We start from the raw sequence: 16,763 nt of genomic DNA, 5'->3' as shown, positions 1-16,763 counted from the left end.
TGATTTGATGTATATAGAAATTTTAAAAAATTAATTAAAAAATATTGAAAAGGCTTACATGTCATGTTAATATTACAGCGTAAACGTTTTCGTAACAAAAATAATACAGTAACTTAAAGCAGGTGGGATATGTCCTATACCATCAAAGATGTTGCCAAAAAGGCAAATGTCTCTATTGCAACAGTCTCCAGGATTTTAAATGGCCAGGGAGGTTATTCGGAAAAAACAAAATTCAAGGTTCTTAAGGTGATTGAAGAACTGGGCTATCAGCCTAATGCGGTGGCAAGGGGATTAATTAATAAGAGAACCCATACTATTGGAGTGCTTTTCCCAAAGCTATCGAGCTCACTTGTTACCGATCTGCTGGATGGCATTGAAAAGGCCGCAAATGATAACGGTTCCAGTGTGATTGTCTGTCATACAGAATCAAATGGCGAAAAAACGATGAAATATCTCCAGCTGCTTATCGAAAAAAGAGTAGACGGAATCATTTTCGCAAGTGAAATTTTAAAGGATGAATATTATCAATTTGTAACTAAAACCAGTATGCCGATGATTCTGCTTTCGACAGAGTCCTATGCGTACCCGGTGTCTTATGTAAAAGTTAACGATTTTCATGCAGCATATGCAGCAGCTAAGCATTTAATCGACAAGGGTCATTCCAGAATTGGGATGATAAGCGGTAACAAGGATGATATCATCGCGGGGATTCCCAGGATTGAAGGATTTAAGAAAGCTTTGACCGACAATAACATACCGCTGGGAACTGAAAATATTGTGTTCAGCAGGGGGTTTACATTTCCTGATGGGGTTGAGGGCTTGAAAAGTCTTATCAAGCAGTTTCCGGATGTAACGGCAATATTCGCAGCAAGTGATGAAATGGCTATAGGTGCTTTATCAGCAGCTTATCAGATGGGAATAAGGGTCCCAGACGAAATTTCTGTTATTGGGTATGATAACTTGAATCTTGCTGAAATGTCCATCCCGCCCTTAACAACAGTAGGGCAGCCTCTCTCAAAAATGGGCGAAGCTGCTGCAGAAATGCTTTTTTCCATTTTAGAAACAGGCAAAACTCCGGAAAGCCGGATAATGCCGCATAAAATCATTGAAAGAATGAGTGTGAAAGAGAGAAAATAATAACTCTCTTTTTCTAAGGTTAATTACGTAAACGTTTACGTAATTAAACTATAAAATCAAATAGGGGGATATATCATGATCAAAAAAATGACCGCAGGTGTAATGGCATTAACTTTAGGAGCTTCTTTATTGGCTGGATGTTCATCTGATGGAGCAGATGACGGAAAAGTAACGCTTGAGCTCTTCTCAAATAAGTCAGAAAGCATTGAAACATACAAAGAATTGATTAAGGAATTTGAAGCGAAAAATCCGGATATAAAGATCAAATTGGATGCACCGCCGGAAGCAGAAACAGTTTTGAAAACACGTCTGACTAAAAACGATCTTCCCGACATCATGTCTATCGCTGGTAATGCTACATACGGCGAGCTTGGCCGTGCAGGAGTTCTAGAGGATTTTTCAGGGACAGATTTAGCTAAAACTGTTCAGCCATCCTATATCGATATGATCAATCGTCTGGTTGGACCTGAAGAAGAAGGCACTTTCGGTCTTCCGTATGCTACAAATGCAAATGCCGTGATCTACAACAAAGCGAAGTTTGAAGAACATGGCCTTGAGGTCCCAACTACCTGGGATGAATTCATTGCCAGCCTTGAAAAGGTTAAAGCTGCCGGTGACATTCCAATCTACTTCACATTAAAAGATGCCTGGACAGGCATGATTGCATGGAACTCACTTGGCGCTAATGTAGCGGGTGAAGACTTTGCTGAAAAGAAAAACGCAGGGGAAACTTCATTCACCGATAAATACGATGAAGTTGCAGACAAGATGGCTACATTAGTTCAGTATGGCCACAAAGACAATATGGGTGTCGCTTACGGGGATGGAAACAATGCATTTGCTGCTGGCAAATCTGTTTTCTACCTGCAGGGCAACTGGGCAATCCCTGAAATTCTTAAAGCAAATCCTGACATGGAACTTGGAGTATTTCCAATGCCTGTAACAAACGATCCTGCACAAAATAAACTTGTTTCTGGTGTAGATGTTCTTTTAGCAGTCAGCAATGATACTGAGCATAAAGAAGAAGCGATGAAATTTGCTGAATTCATGATGAATAAAGATACAGCTGAAAAGTATATTGAAGAGCAGAAAGCTTTCTCAGCCATTGAAGGAGTGTATCAGGAAGATCCGGTGTTTGAAGGAATCAAAGCTAACTTTGAAAATGGCACCATCACAAGCTTCCCTGATCACTATTACCCTGCAGGCATGGGAGCCGAAAACCTTGTTCAGGAATTCCTGATCAAGAAAGATAAAGAAAAATTCCTGAAGAAAATGGACAGCGAGTGGGAAAAAGTTCAAAACCGATAAAGGCATCGGGCCAGGAAATCTCATGATTTCCTGGCTTTCTAAAAAGGAGTTGTCACAATGAAAAAGAAAAACAGTGTGTTTCTCATCATTACCTTACCCGCTTTCCTTCTTTTCTTTATTTTCCACAGCTTTCCCGCTTTGCAGGGGATTTTTTACAGCTTTACAGATTGGAAAGGGTATGGAGATTGGAATTTCGTTGGGTTAAAAAATTACTTAAACGTTTTCAAAGATGAACGGGCAGGGGATGCCTACTTATTTACTTTTAAATTTGCCATTGTTGCGACCATTTTGGTCAATATCATAAGTCTTCTTGTGGCCATCGGCCTTAATTCGAAGATAAAGTTTCACAAAACGCTTAGGGCAATCTACTTCCTGCCTTACATTTTGAGTATTTTGATTGTTGGTTTTATCTTTAATTTTATTTTTGCTCATTTCCTGCCGCAGATCGGCGATGCATTCGGATGGGAATTTTTGACCCGCAATATTCTTGGAAACCCGGACGTTGCCTGGATCGGCATTGTCATCGTGGCCGTTTGGCAGGCTGTGTCCTTTAATACGATTTTGTATCTTGCAGGGCTTGTAACAATTTCAGAGGATTTATATGAAGCAGCCAGCATTGATGGTGCCGGTGTCTGGACAAAGTTCTTGAAAATTACGTTTCCGCTCATCGCGCCATTTTTCACCATTAATATGGTGCTATCTTTGAAGAACTTTCTGATGGTGTTCGATCAGATCGTTGCCCTGACTGGCGGAGGCCCGGGAAAGTCAACCGAATCGATATCCCTGCTTATTTACCGGGGAGGATTTGAAGGCGGCGAGTTTGCCTATCAATCAGCCAATGCGGTCATATACTTCATTGTCATCATCGTCTTTTCTGTTATACAGCTGAAATTCTTAAATAAAAGAGAGGTGGAAAACTAATGAATCGCAAAAAAACGAGCTGGCTTGTGACCACTCTATTAATCTTAGGCTCATTGCTCATTCTTTTTCCACTGTATCTAACCATTACCATTGCGTTTAAAACACCGCCTGAAATGGCAGGGAACTTACTGGCTCTTCCTAAATCATGGTCGTTTGACAACTTTGCACAGGCCATCGAAATGACTAATTTCTTTAATGCGTTTAAAAATAGTGCATTTGTTACAATATTTGTTGTTATTTTTACTGTGTTAACAAACTCGCTTGTATCTTATGCCATCGCCAGAAATCTTCATAAGAAGTTTTATAAGTTCCTATACTTCTATTTTTTAAGTGCGATGTTTATTCCTTTTCCAATCATCATGCTGCCGCTTGTCAAACAGACCAGTGCATGGGGAATGGATAACCTGGTTGGATTAATCATTTTGTATATCGTTTTCAACCTTTCTTTCAATGTGTTTATCTATATTGGCTACATCCGCGCCATTCCGGTTGAACTGGAAGAAGCGGCTATCATGGACGGAGCAACCACATGGGGTGTTTTCTGGAAAGTCATCTTCCCGCTCCTGGCACCAATGAATGCAACCGTCGCAATCATTACGAGCCTTGGTGCATGGAATGACTTTATGCTTCCGCTTGTCCTGCTCAGCGACCGGGAAATGGCCACACTTCCGCTGGTGCAGTACATTTTCCAGGGCCAATTCAGCACAGATTATAATCTTGCATTTGCCTCCTATTTAATGGCACTTGCGCCAATGATTATTGTGTACATCTTTGCTCAAAAATGGATCATAAGCGGTGTAATGAAGGGTTCAATAAAATAAAGATGAAATTTTTCTTTGATCGGAGTTGTATAAATTGAACAAAACATGGTGGAAAGAAAGCGTTATTTATCAAATCTACCCAAGAAGCTTCAATGATTCAAATGGGGACGGGATTGGCGATATCAGTGGAATCACTGAAAAAATTCCATACTTAGCCGAATTGGGGATCGATGTCATCTGGCTATCCCCCGTTTACAAGTCGCCTAATGATGATAATGGCTATGACATCTCAGATTACCGTAATATCATGGATGAGTTCGGAACTATGGAAGACTTTGACGGCATGCTGGCAAAAGCTCATGAACACGGCATCAAAATCATGATGGACCTCGTTGTTAACCATTCAAGTGATGAACATCAATGGTTCCAGGAATCGCGAAAATCTAAAAATAATCCACTTCGGGATTATTATATCTGGAAAAAGACGGACAATGGCGAGCCTCCTACTAACTGGGGAGCAGCGTTTGGCGGAAGTGTATGGGAATATGATGAACAAACCGGCGAATATTACCTGCATCTGTTCAGCAAAAAGCAGCCTGACTTGAACTGGGAAAATCCTGTTCTGCGAAATGAAGTGTATGAAATGATGCGCTTCTGGCTGGATAAAGGCATTGATGGATTCCGTATGGATGTCGTCAATTTCATTTCAAAAGATACCAGCTATCCTCAGGGGGAGATCCGGGAAGGACACAAATATGGGGACGGAAGCAAGTATTATATGAACGGTCCAAGAATTCATGAGTTCCTGCAGGAAATGAACAAAGAAGCTCTTAGCCCGTATGATACCATTACGGTAGGCGAGATGCCTGGTGTAACAGTTGATGAAGGCAAACTCTACACCGGCCGGGACAGAAATGAATTAAATATGGTATTTCATTTTGAACATGTGGGTCTTGGGGATGGACAATACGGCAAATGGGATCCCCGCCCCTGGAAATTGACTGATTTGAAAGAGATCTTCAACAAGTGGCAAAAGGGCCTTGAAGAAGATGGATGGAACAGTTTGTACTGGAGCAACCATGACCAGCCCCGCGCCATCTCCAGATGGGGAAATGATTCAGAAGAATACCGCATAACTTCTGGTAAGATGATTGCGGCTTGCCTTCATATGATGCAGGGGACGCCTTATATTTACCAGGGCGAGGAAATCGGCATGACAAATGTTAAGTTCAATGATATCAATGATTACCGTGATATCGAAACATTGAATGCATACCGTGATCTTACACCGGATTCTTTAACACATGATGAAATCTTTAAAGGCATTCATGAGAGAGGCCGGGATAATGCGAGAACGCCTGTTCAGTGGGATGCCAGCCCGAATGCAGGCTTTACAGACGGAAACCCTTGGATCAATGTGAACCCGAATTACGAGAAGATTAATGCAGAAGCAGTTTTAAAAGACGAAGACTCTATCTACTATTTCTATAAGAAGCTGATTCAGCTTAGAAAGCAAAATGAAGTGATTGTATATGGAACATTCGATCTAATAATGGAAGAGGATGAGCAGATCTTTGCTTTTATACGAACTCTGGGTGATGACCAGCTGCTTGTGATCTGCAACTTCAGTGATGGAACACCTGACTTTAAGCTGCCGGGGCATGTCCTTTATTCGTCTAAGGAACTTCTGATATCCAACTTGACTGCAGATGAAAATGAAGAAATTGATAATCTGACACTCAAGCCATATGAAGCTAGAGTATATCGTTTGAAAAAATAAAGATAGGGCCTGTTTAGGGCCCTTTTTTACGAAGAATTGATGATAATGAGGTGGCCCTGTGAGTAAAAAATGGTGGAAAGAAGCTGTTGTATATCAAATTTACTGGAGAAGCTTTTTTGATTCTGATGGTGATGGCTATGGTGATTTAAGAGGGGTTATAAAAAAGCTTGATTATATTAAGAATCTTGGCATTGATGTGATTTGGCTGAATCCCTTTTATCAATCGCCAGACCGGGATAACGGTTATGACATTTCAGATTATTATGGGATTATGGAAAAAGCCGGTGACATGGCAGCTTTCGATGAGCTCATCCATGAAATACATCAGCACGGTATGAAGGTCATTATGGATCTGGTTGTGAACCATACTTCTGACCAGCATCCCTGGTTTTTGGAATCACGAACCTCCAAAAATAATCCTAAAAGAGATTGGTATATTTGGAAGGATCCAAAGGATGGAAGGGAGCCAAATAATTGGCGCTCCTATTTTGCTCCTTCCTGCTGGGAATGGGACAAAACAACAGAACAATATTATTATCATTCCTTTGCAGTCGAGCAGCCGGATCTTAATTGGGAAAATCCTGAAGTGCGCCAGGAAATCTACAAAATGATGCGCTTCTGGCTGGATAAAGGCATTGACGGGTTTAGAATGGATGTGATTAATTTACTGGCCAAAAAAGAAGATTTATCAGATGCAGAGAACCCTTATGATATAAGCTACCTGGCCAATAACCCCGGTATCCATGACTATCTTCAGGAAATGCACCAGGAAGTCCTTCAGCATTATGATGTGATGACTGTCGGAGAGATCCCGTTTGTTTCACCGCAAGAGGGATTGCTCTATGTGGATGAAAGCCGGAATGAATTGAATACCCTTTTTCATTTTCAGGTGGCAGATGAAATGCCGGAATGGGATATGCTCAGATTCAAGGAAATCCAAACAAGCTGGTATGAAGGCCTTAAGCAACAAGGATGGAATTCGCAATTCCTTAACAACCATGATCACACAAGACAGGTTACCCGCTATGGAAATGATGGCAAGTACCGTATTCAGTCTGCAAAGCTTTTGGCAGCAATGATTCATACCTTGCCTGGAACTCCTTATATCTATCAGGGCGAAGAAATCGGTATGACGGGTGTGAGATTTGATTCCATTGAAGACTACAATGACATTGCTATGAAAAACAAATATCATGAAGAAGTTTCAAAGGGGCGTGATCCAAAGAAAGTCTTTGAAAGCCTTTTGCTTCTGAGCCGCGATAACTCCAGGACACCGATGCAGTGGAACGCCAGCAGTCAGGCAGGCTTTACAGCTGGTAAACCATGGATCAAAGTGAATCCGAATTATAAGGAAATTAATGTGGAATCAGCTCTGAAGGATACAGACTCCGTATATTATTTTTACCAAAAGCTGATAGAACTAAGAAAACAAAACGAGGTAATGGTTTACGGAGATTATAAGGACCTATTGCCAGATGATGAACACTTATATGTATTTACACGCTCCTATAATGATGTAACCTGGCTGATTGTTTTAAACCATGGCGACGAGCAGCAGAGATTTTCCTTTGAAGGATTCACAAGCCGGAAGCTGATTCTTTCTAATGATAAGAGTGACTTTGATAAAAATGAAGAAGTACTGCATCCCCATGAAGCGAGAATTTATAAGATAAATTAATGGTTAAAGCAGAGGACCCGTGAGGTTCTCTTTTTTCTTTGCGAAAACTTCTATGGAAGTAATTCAGAAAGATCCACCTCAATACCAGTAACATCAGGCATACCACAGAACATCATATCTTTCTCGCCAGCACTCCCTATGCTATCATAGACAAATAGTCTATTCTGGGAGGATTCATCTTTGAAAAAAGACTTACTTGAAAAAGCAGCAGAATTTATGAAAATGTTTTATGGTGAACAGAATAAAAGTCCTGCCGAGCTAAACAACCGACTAAGGGAAATCGAAAATTCAATTGCAGAGCAAGGGTTTTATGAACATTCTTATGAAGAATTGGAATTTGGTGCAAAAGCTGCCTGGAGAAATAGCAATCGCTGCATAGGCAGGCTGTTCTGGGATCAGCTGAAGGTTTTGGACAAGCGGAATGTGAAACAAGCAGATGAAGTATTTTCTGCTCTGTTTGAACATATACAATATGCCACTAACAATGGCAGACTGCGTCCGGCCATCACCATCTTCTCTCCGGACACTTCCGGACAGAGAATAAGAATTTGGAATCATCAGCTAATCCGGTATGCTGGGTATGAGACAGCGGAAGGCATTATTGGCGATCCCCACTCTATCCCATTTACAAAGCAATGCATAAAATTGGGATGGGAGCCGAAGTACGGCAAATTTGATGTTCTGCCATTAGTTATACAACTAAATAATCAGCTTCCCCAATTAAGGGAAATACCTGAAGAGCTGATTCTTGAAGTAGGGATTGAGCATCCGGAATATAAATGGTTCAGTGATCTCGGTTTGAAATGGTACGCAGTCCCGATGATATCGGATATGAGTCTGGAAGTTGGGGGCATTTTCTACAACGCAGCCCCTTTCAATGGCTGGTATATGGGTACTGAAATCGGTGCGCGGAACCTGGCTGACGATTTTCGCTATAATGCGCTCCCGCAGATTGCTTCATTAATGGGGCTGGATACCAGGACGCGTTCTTCTCTTTGGAAGGATCGGGCACTGGTGGAATTGAATGCAGCTGTATTGCATTCATTTAAAAAAGAAGGAGTCAGCATAGTAGACCATCATACTGCTGCACAGCAATTCAAAAAGTTTGAAGAAAATGAAAAGGTCCAGGGAAGGGATCTGACCGGTGACTGGACCTGGCTGATCCCGCCCATATCTCCTGCAGCTACACATATTTTTCATAAACAGTATGATAATGAAGTGAAAACCCCTAATTACTTCTATCAAGATAGACCTTATCAAAAATGAAAGCCGGCATTCGATCATGCCGGCTTTCTGCACTGGTTAATTCATCTCTCCATCACTTGTTCTCCGGTCTGTTTTCTCGGGAGGAATCTTGGATAGCTGGTCCATAGGCTCCATCATAGATTCAAGAAGACTTCCTTTATCCCGGTTTTCTTCATTAATAGTATTTGGCTGAACATTCTCGCGGTTGTCCATCATTTCACCTCATTTAATATTTTCACATAGAATTTGCTTCCCGATTTGATATTATTCCAAAAACCGAATAGTCATAGGTTAAATTCCCTCTCAATGGAAATAATGGAGTCTAAAAGATCTTTTGGAGAAAACCTATGACCAATATATTATTAATTGCAACACTGGCTATGATTTTCTTATTGTACATTATTTTATTATTTATGCTTGTTATCGGCTGGCGCTGGATCATGAAGCGGGCCGTAAAGCAGGCCGGAAAAATTATTATGACAGACAGCTATCAGGAAAATATCATTGAGCTGATCCCCGGATTTAAACATATGGGCATTCAAAATGCGCTTGAAAATAACCTTCGTGCTGAAACGGGGGATGTGCTTCACCGTCCATTTGGCTCATCGAAAAAATGGCCGCATTTTGAAGAGATTACGTTTATTCCAGCACAAACATCACCTTTTCCCATAGACGGGGACGAAGACGTTGATGTGAAAGTGACAATTGGTCCCAAAGCGAAAAAACCGATGAAAATCAAAATTCCCCTGATGATTAGTGGAATGGCCTATGGGATTGCTCTAAGTGAGCAAGTTAAAATTGCATTAGCCACAGCTGCCAAAAATACAGGAACAGCCATTAATTCCGGTGAAGGCGGAATTCTGCCTGAAGAGCTTGAAAGTGCGGGGAAGTATATTCTTCAGTTCTCCAAGACGGAGTGGGGCAAGGAAGAAAAGATTATTAAAAGGGCGGACATGATTGAACTTAAGCTGGGTCAGGGAGCAACACTGGGTATGGGCGGCAACATTTCTCCTGAAAATTTAACAGGTCGTGCCAGGGAAGTCATGGGGTTAAAGGAAAATGAAACTGCTCATATAATGGAACACTTTTTTGAAAAGCAGACATTGAAGGATTTAAAGGAACTGGTGGATGAGCTTCGAAAAATGTCAGGAGGTGTCCCGGTCGGCGCAAAAATAGGGGCGGGCGGAAAGATAGAAGATGATATTGATCATTTAATCGAAATCGGTGTGGATTTTATTGCGGTTGATGGGGGACAGGGGGCATCTGTCGGTGCACCTCCCTTATTGGCAGACGATTTTGGAATACCAACCCTGCATGCTATCACCCGTGCATGCAACCATCTTGAGAAAAGAAAAAAGAAGGGGGACATCAGCTTAATTGTATCTGGCGGCCTTTTTACACCAGGACACTTTTTAAAAGTCCTTGCGCTTGGAGCGGATGCGGTTTATTTGGGATCTGTTATGCTGTTTACTGTTTCCCATAAACAAACATTGAATGCTCTTCCTTTTGAACCGCCAACACAGGCTGTCTGGAACCAGGGAAAATTCAAAGATGTATTTAAAACGGAAGATGGGGCTGCGGCAGCGGAAAAGTTCTTGACCGCGAGCACCGAGGAAATCAAAATGGCACTGCGGGCCATGGGGAAAAAGTCATTAAAAGAATTATCCAAGAAAGATCTTGTGTCCTATGATGAACTTACGGCGAAAATGATCGGTATTCCTTTTTCCTTTGAACCATGGGATGACAATTCAAAGAAGGCATAATATCAGCCTGGCACTTGTGTGCCAGGCTCTCTTTATTTATTCATCAATATCTTTCTTAACTTTTGATTTCTTCGGCGGCTGAAAACGATGCGGATTTTGAGTTCTTAAATACACAGGCCTTAAAGGCTGAAACGGGAATCTAAGAAATGAATCTTTCAAGTCCCGGTATCTGGGCGGATAAAACGGCTCCATAAAAGGTCTGCCGAGAGATGTAAGCCTGATCATATGAGTTAATAAAATACAGGAACAGAACAGCACACCTACAAAACCCCATAAATTCGCGAATAATAAAAACGGAAATCTTAGAAATCGAATGGTATTATTCATCTTATATACAGGTGTAGTAAAAGCGGCAAGAGCTGCAAGTGCGATAAAAATTAACAGGACATTACTTGTCAGCCCTGCCTGCACAGACGCTGTCCCAATGACAATCCCCCCTACGATACCGATTGTCTGGCCAACTTTCGTAGGCAATCTGGCTCCAGCCTCTCTTAAAAGCTCTATTACCAGTTCAAGCATTAGCGCTTCATAGAAAGGAGGCAAAGGAATATGCTGTCTTGAAGTCACCAGTGTTCCTAATAAATCTGTGGGAACAAGCTCCATATGGTAAGTAAGAGTTGCAACATAAATGGACGTGATCTGTATGGAGAAAATAACAGAAAAGGCCCGCAATATTCTGGCAAAAGAAGCGATAATCCAATTTAAAAAATAATCTTCAAATGAACTGAAGAATTCAGAAAACGTTGTAGGGGTAATAAGCACATGCGGTGAACCATCTATGGCGATCACAACTTTTCCTTCAGCAAGAACCGCAGCTGCTCTGTCAGGTCTTTCAGTATCCAGCAGCTGGGGGAAAGGTGAGTTTTTATTATCTGAAATGAACTGTCCAATAAAAGAACTGTCTGTAATTTCATCAAAATCGATATTTTCGATTCTCTCTTTAACTATGTTTACATAATCTATATTCGTGATTCCCTCGATATAGAGAACGGCAACCAGTGTTTTGGAGAGGCTTCCAACCGTATATTCCTCAACAATCAATTCAGAAATGGGCAGCCGCTTTCGGATTAAATTTAAATTATATTCTAAAGACTCGACAAATGCTTCCTTCGGTCCAATAACCGTTTGCTCAACTTCCGGATGTGTTATCTCCCTTACATATAAGCATTTTGCAGCCATAAAAGCCGCTTTCTGCTTTTCAGATTCAACTGTCACCATCACATAACCATTTAAAAGCATATGTTCCGCTGTTGAAAGGTCCTCACAAATGTGTATGCTTGCAGACGGCAAAATCTTTTTTAAATCATCCATTTTGTTAAACTCACCATGAAGAAGCTGAGGCAGCAGATTCTTGGTGATCTTTTTTTGATCAGTCATAGTTTTAAATTGAATAAAAGAAAAACAGATGCCTGTTTTTCTATTGATATACTTTTGTTTTTGAAAATCATGAGACCGTGAAAGTGATTTTTCCAGCTCGTCAAGTTCAATCTCTGACACAGGTCTCTTCTTTTTTAGCTCTTTTTTCATTCAGCAATCACCAGTTTGTTTCGGCATTAAGTGTAGTGTTTCCGTTTTTGGAAGTATTATGAATGAATAGGCGGGAAGAGCTAAAAAAAGCCTCCCTCAGAATGGGGCAGGCCTGGGAATTATACAGGTTCTTCTTCCGGATGTTTAAAGCAGGATGAAACCAGCTTTTGAAGATTATCGAATTCTTTAGCATCCAAGAATGCTATGCACCTGCTCAAAGATTGGAGTGCACTTTCAATGAGAAATTTTCTTGGTTTTTTTGAATGAATCATTTCTTCCTGGATAAAGTCCAGAAGATCCATGCAATCGTTCTGATCTTCCTGCTTGATGGACTTCTTCAAAGTCAATATGGATTTGCAGAGAATATGCATATTTCTATGATCTGTCTGCCTAAATCTGTTTTCAATCAGTTCAGGCTTCAGCAAGTAATCACCGGCTGAACTGACCTCTTCAACAACCTTCCTTATCCTTTCTACACTATAACGGACCACAGGATTAATGCTTGAAGAGAATTCAAAGAATTTTGTATAGTATTTTACGTTATGATGGAGGATGCCAAGGAACATCACAGCACAGTCCAGTAAATAGGGTTTCTTGTCTTCACCAAAGATTTCAATAAACCTGCTGAAAATCCAATCCACCATTCTAAGCTGGCCTTCCTTAATAAACTGCTTGAGCTCAGGGTCATTAGAAACAAGTACTTCTTCAAAAAGGGCAACCAGCTTATTGGTCCGATTCATATTCATTTGTAATTCGATCTGCTGTGTGAATACTTCTAAGCTGCTTGGGTCCTGGCCAATAAGAAGTTTATTGCGTTCTGATTCCATTTTTTCATGCAATGTTTTAAAAATGGAGATAAGAAGCTCGTTTTTTGAAGAAAAATAATTATAGAAGGTACCCTTAGAAATACCGCTGTAATCTAAAATATCCTGAATGGATGTAGCCTGAAAACCTTTATCCAGGAATAATTGATGTGCTTTTTTTATAACATGCATTTTCCTGTTATTCATCTATAATCACCTGTCATTTTATTTGAACTATGTGTATAACTTAATAGTACCTCATTGTATTCATTTACACAAACCCTCTATTTTACAAGGATTTTTTTTGTTGCAAAAGTTGAACTCATAGTATATTATATGATTTGTGTGTAACGACAGTATAAAAGAATGAACTGATTGTACAGGAGGAAATGTAATGGAACAAGCAATAAACAATAAAACAGACCAGCCGCCTTATGGGATTCTTGCTGTTTTAATGATCGGGGCATTTATTGCATTTTTGAATAATACATTATTAAATATTGCCCTGCCATCTATCATGGCAGATTTAGAAATAGAAGCGGCAACAGTGCAGTGGCTGACTACCGGCTTTATGCTGGTTAATGGTATCTTAATCCCGGCTACTGCCTTTTTAATTGAAAAATATACAGTCCGAAGGCTATTTATTGTGGCAATGGGACTGTTTACTTTCGGTACGCTTGTAGCGGGTATTGCTCATGTATTCCCTGTATTGCTGACAGGCAGAATGCTGCAGGCTTCAGGGTCGGCAATTATGATGCCGCTATTGATGAATGTAATGCTGATCAGCTTCCCGGTTGAAAAACGCGGAGCAGCCATGGGTGTATTTGGATTGATCTTAATGTTTGCTCCTGCAATTGGGCCAACTCTTTCAGGTTGGATTATTGAACATTATGATTGGAGAATGCTATTCCACTTCCTTTCACCGATTGCGGGTGTCATTTTAGTTCTTGGTGCCGTCATGCTGAAAGACAAAAAGGAAAAAGTGAATATCCGTCTGGATGTGTTTTCTCTTGTTCTATCAAGTGTAGGGTTCGGAGGAATACTTTACGGGTTCAGTTCTGCTGGGAACAAGGGCTGGGATAGCCCTCATGTGTATTTAACAATTGCAGTCGGAGTCATAAGTTTGATTTGGTTTATTTTAAAACAAACCAAATCAGAACGCCCGATGCTTAATTTTGGCGTATATAAGTACCCGATGTTTGCATTATCGTCAGCTATCAGCATGACGGTAAATATGGCACTATTCTCAGGAATGATTCTGATTCCGATTTATGTTCAGACATTAAGGGGGATTTCACCTTTGGATGCAGGTTTGATGATGCTTCCAGGTGCCCTTGTTATGGCTGTGATGTCGCCATTAACTGGAAAGCTGTTCGATAAAATTGGCGGCCGGATTTTGGCGATCATTGGGTTAGCCATTACAGTAGGAACTACGTATGTATTCAGCAGATTGACTCTGGAAACAACCTATACTCAGCTGATTATACTCAACTCTATCAGGATGTTCGGGATGTCCATGGTCATGATGCCAGTTTCCACAAATGGCCTTAACCAGCTGCCTAGAAGGCTTTATCCGCATGGAACTGCAATGAACAACACGCTGAACCAGGTGGCAGGTGCCATTGGTACCGCCTTATTGGTAACAGTAATGTCAACTAGGACAGAAACCCATGCTGCAGAAATTGCTAAAGAAGCGATGAAAGGCGGGGCTATGGCTAACGGCGGCCAAATGACTGAAGCTGCTGTGGAGGAAATGCAGCAGCAGGTTCTAATGAAAGCCATGCTGGGGGGAATCAACGATGCTTTCTTCGTAGCAACCTTTATCGCTGCAGCTGCACTTGTTCTGGCCTTCTTCATTAAACGTGCTACTCCAATGGAAGACTCGGTTGAAGAGCCTAGGCAGGAGAATATGATGCCTAAATTGGCTAAGAATTAATCGCAAAGGGAAATCATGGATTTCCCTTTTTTTTATGAGCAGGAAATGAATATGAAACATAATTAGCCTGTCGTGCGTCTAAATTGGTATGCAGGGATTGTTTTACTAAAATGCTGATTTGTCCATTAGGGGTATAAATCATTTCTTATTTTCCGTTTCAGATTTGGAGAAGTCGATACAATTTTATAAAAATGTATTTAATGCAAGCTGCTGGTAAAAGGCAAAACGACTGCATATTTTGATTTGGCGGGTATTTGGATTGCCCTGAATGAAGAACGGAACATACCAAGGAATGAAATTGCCCATTCGTATACGCATGTTGCTTTTACAGTCGATGACTCAGATTTTGAAAATATGTGCAATAAACTTGGAAAGCTGAAAGTTCATATCCTGCCTGGTCGTGCGAGAGACATGAGAGATAAGAAATCGATATATTTTACTGATCCGGACGGACATAAATTTGAATTTCATACAGGAACATTAAGGGATAGATTGGAATACTACAGAACTGAAAAAGGACATATGGATTTTTTAGGTTAAAAAAAGCCTGCAATGCTATTTGAGCATTTGCAGGCTTTCTCATTATCTATTTTTTCCTACTAATTTAATTGATTGATGTCCGCTGTGAGGGTGAGGAGAAAACAAAATATGATCCAGATACAGAGCTTCCAGCTTTCGGTCACTTAAATTAAACAAGCTGTGATTATGCTGGAATTTAGAAAGTGATAATAATTTGCTGATTAACGTTTCTCTGTTTAATGGCATGTAATGAACCCTCCCTTTTTGTTAGTTTTATTTTAATTCATATTTATCCGATTAGTCAAGTAGGAATTAAAAATTATCTGTCAATTAAAAGCAATTAGCACTTTGACTGCTCTCAATCCCAAAACCAAATTGATAAAAAGAATCCCTAAAACAAAGTAAATAGCACAGGCATCCTGTCCTCAGGGTTAATAAAATAGTATAAATATCTAATAAGGATGTGAGCATTAATGGAATTTTGTGAGTATTGCGGCTACCGCACTGATTTATGCAGATGCGGTAATGGAAATAACAAGCCGGATTTCCCAGATTTTCCGCCAGATAATGATAAGCCTGAACATGGAAAAGACCACCACCACCCTCATCCAACATTTCCTCCACCGCCTCCAATCAGAAAAAAGGAAATAGTTCATGATGAGGTATGCGGCAATATAGAACAAACTTGTGGCGATGAAGCCGAAACCTATTGGGAGGCTTTGTCTATCAGTGATCTTCCTTCAGGAACCATCTCAGTTGTTAACAAGGGGTTCTGTGATATTACCGTTTCTGCAGCAATCACCGCTGACGGAGAGTTTGAAGATATTTTTACCGTTTCAAGAGGTCAAACGAAGTCGGCAACTCTTGGGAATATAGCAGGAATTGCATTTGCTTGTGCAGGGGATGAAGGACTTCCATGCAGAGGAACCTACTGTCTTTCGCTTCATTATGAAAAGGACTGTTAATTAAATATTAAGCTAAAAGGAGGGAAAAGTAATGGGGTGTTCAAAAGGCTGCAATAATGCTTGCTGCCCAACGCCGGAAATATTCCAGGAGAAAATATGCGGGAATTTTAATGGAGGAACTGCTGGTATCGAGCTAATGGTTTGGCAGGCAGTGCCGGGAGATTATCTTGAAGGTACCTTCGAGATATTTAATTCTGCCTCGAGTTCGGCTTCCGTTACAGGTGATATTACCGCTGAAATGGGAAATACAGTAGTCGGGCCAGTACCGCAAGGGAATTCAGTGGCAAACTCGGTACTAGAACCAAGTGATTTTACCATTACCGCACCTGCTAATACTTCAGGGAAATTTTGTATCACCTTGTATAAACGGGTAATGCCATAACTGGTGGAATTAAAAGAAAAGAAGTCCAGAAGATGGGA

General features: G+C 40.7%; 15 protein-coding genes and 1 pseudogene. 12 read left to right on the top strand and 4 right to left on the bottom strand.

What is annotated here, in order from left to right; all coding sequences use genetic code 11:
* The first annotated feature begins 129 nt into the window (after window positions 1-129).
* From NYE23_RS10570 to NYE23_RS10540, 7 genes are all read left to right on the top strand, one after another.
* A complete protein-coding gene (locus NYE23_RS10570; RefSeq protein WP_341077696.1) occupies window positions 130-1,137 on the top strand; it encodes a LacI family DNA-binding transcriptional regulator in 1,008 nt (335 codons plus the stop codon).
* Window positions 1,138-1,212: 75 nt separating this feature from the next.
* Entirely contained in the window at window positions 1,213-2,445 is a 1,233-nt protein-coding gene (locus tag NYE23_RS10565) for an ABC transporter substrate-binding protein (RefSeq protein ID WP_341077694.1), read from the top strand.
* Between the two features lie 57 nt (window positions 2,446-2,502).
* The gene (locus NYE23_RS10560) at window positions 2,503-3,366 is read left to right on the top strand and encodes a carbohydrate ABC transporter permease (protein WP_341077692.1); all 864 of its coding nucleotides are present in this window, start codon (window positions 2,503-2,505) and stop codon (window positions 3,364-3,366) included.
* Complete coding sequence (locus tag NYE23_RS10555) at window positions 3,366-4,187, top strand: carbohydrate ABC transporter permease (RefSeq protein WP_035330520.1); 822 nt, start codon at window positions 3,366-3,368, stop codon at window positions 4,185-4,187. Before NYE23_RS10560 ends, NYE23_RS10555 begins: the two co-directional genes overlap by 1 nt.
* Before the next feature lie 34 nt (window positions 4,188-4,221).
* Window positions 4,222-5,907 (top strand): glycoside hydrolase family 13 protein, encoded by a 1,686-nt coding sequence (locus tag NYE23_RS10550; RefSeq protein WP_341077690.1) that lies wholly within the window; start codon window positions 4,222-4,224, stop codon window positions 5,905-5,907.
* A gap of 58 nt (window positions 5,908-5,965) precedes the next feature.
* A complete protein-coding gene (locus tag NYE23_RS10545; RefSeq protein WP_341077688.1) occupies window positions 5,966-7,585 on the top strand; it encodes a glycoside hydrolase family 13 protein in 1,620 nt (539 codons plus the stop codon).
* A gap of 180 nt (window positions 7,586-7,765) precedes the next feature.
* Window positions 7,766-8,851: a nitric oxide synthase oxygenase gene (locus NYE23_RS10540; RefSeq protein ID WP_341077686.1), complete on the top strand. Its 1,086-nt coding sequence runs from the start codon at window positions 7,766-7,768 to the stop codon at window positions 8,849-8,851.
* Between the two features lie 36 nt (window positions 8,852-8,887).
* Here NYE23_RS10540 and NYE23_RS10535 read toward each other — a convergent pair whose 3' ends face one another.
* Complete coding sequence (locus NYE23_RS10535) at window positions 8,888-9,046, bottom strand: hypothetical protein (protein ID WP_341077684.1); 159 nt, start codon at window positions 9,044-9,046, stop codon at window positions 8,888-8,890.
* A gap of 131 nt (window positions 9,047-9,177) precedes the next feature.
* On the opposite strand from NYE23_RS10535, the gene NYE23_RS10530 reads away from it, so the two are divergent.
* Window positions 9,178-10,593 (top strand): FMN-binding glutamate synthase family protein, encoded by a 1,416-nt coding sequence (locus NYE23_RS10530; protein WP_341077683.1) that lies wholly within the window; start codon window positions 9,178-9,180, stop codon window positions 10,591-10,593.
* Window positions 10,594-10,629: 36 nt separating this feature from the next.
* Here NYE23_RS10530 and NYE23_RS10525 read toward each other — a convergent pair whose 3' ends face one another.
* Complete coding sequence (locus tag NYE23_RS10525; RefSeq protein WP_341077682.1) at window positions 10,630-12,120, bottom strand: spore germination protein; 1,491 nt, start codon at window positions 12,118-12,120, stop codon at window positions 10,630-10,632.
* Between the two features lie 119 nt (window positions 12,121-12,239).
* Window positions 12,240-13,130 (bottom strand): TetR/AcrR family transcriptional regulator, encoded by an 891-nt coding sequence (locus NYE23_RS10520; RefSeq protein ID WP_341077680.1) that lies wholly within the window; start codon window positions 13,128-13,130, stop codon window positions 12,240-12,242.
* Window positions 13,131-13,317: 187 nt separating this feature from the next.
* Here NYE23_RS10520 and NYE23_RS10515 point away from each other — a divergent pair, with 187 nt between their 5' ends.
* Together NYE23_RS10515 and fosB are read left to right on the top strand one after the other, a co-directional pair.
* Window positions 13,318-14,859, top strand: coding sequence for a DHA2 family efflux MFS transporter permease subunit (locus NYE23_RS10515; protein ID WP_341077677.1), 1,542 nt, complete (start codon window positions 13,318-13,320; stop codon window positions 14,857-14,859).
* 118 nt (window positions 14,860-14,977) lie between these two features.
* A pseudogene (gene fosB, locus NYE23_RS10510) lies at window positions 14,978-15,399 on the top strand (metallothiol transferase FosB).
* Window positions 15,400-15,441: 42 nt separating this feature from the next.
* Here the strand turns inward: fosB and NYE23_RS10505 are convergent.
* Window positions 15,442-15,624 (bottom strand): hypothetical protein, encoded by a 183-nt coding sequence (locus NYE23_RS10505; protein WP_009334884.1) that lies wholly within the window; start codon window positions 15,622-15,624, stop codon window positions 15,442-15,444.
* 227 nt (window positions 15,625-15,851) lie between these two features.
* On the opposite strand from NYE23_RS10505, the gene NYE23_RS10500 reads away from it, so the two are divergent.
* Both NYE23_RS10500 and NYE23_RS10495 read left to right on the top strand, forming a co-directional pair.
* Window positions 15,852-16,343: a DUF3992 domain-containing protein gene (locus tag NYE23_RS10500; protein ID WP_341077676.1), complete on the top strand. Its 492-nt coding sequence runs from the start codon at window positions 15,852-15,854 to the stop codon at window positions 16,341-16,343.
* A gap of 31 nt (window positions 16,344-16,374) precedes the next feature.
* Window positions 16,375-16,725: an S-Ena type endospore appendage gene (locus tag NYE23_RS10495; RefSeq protein WP_341077673.1), complete on the top strand. Its 351-nt coding sequence runs from the start codon at window positions 16,375-16,377 to the stop codon at window positions 16,723-16,725.
* Window positions 16,726-16,763: the final 38 nt, after the last annotated feature.

This window comes from Cytobacillus sp. FSL H8-0458 (assembly GCF_038002165.1).
Taxonomy (GTDB): Bacteria; Bacillota; Bacilli; order Bacillales; family Cytobacillaceae; genus Cytobacillus.
The sequence above is the reverse complement of the archived record's forward strand: the minus strand, read 5'-3'. Positions and strand labels throughout refer to the sequence as shown.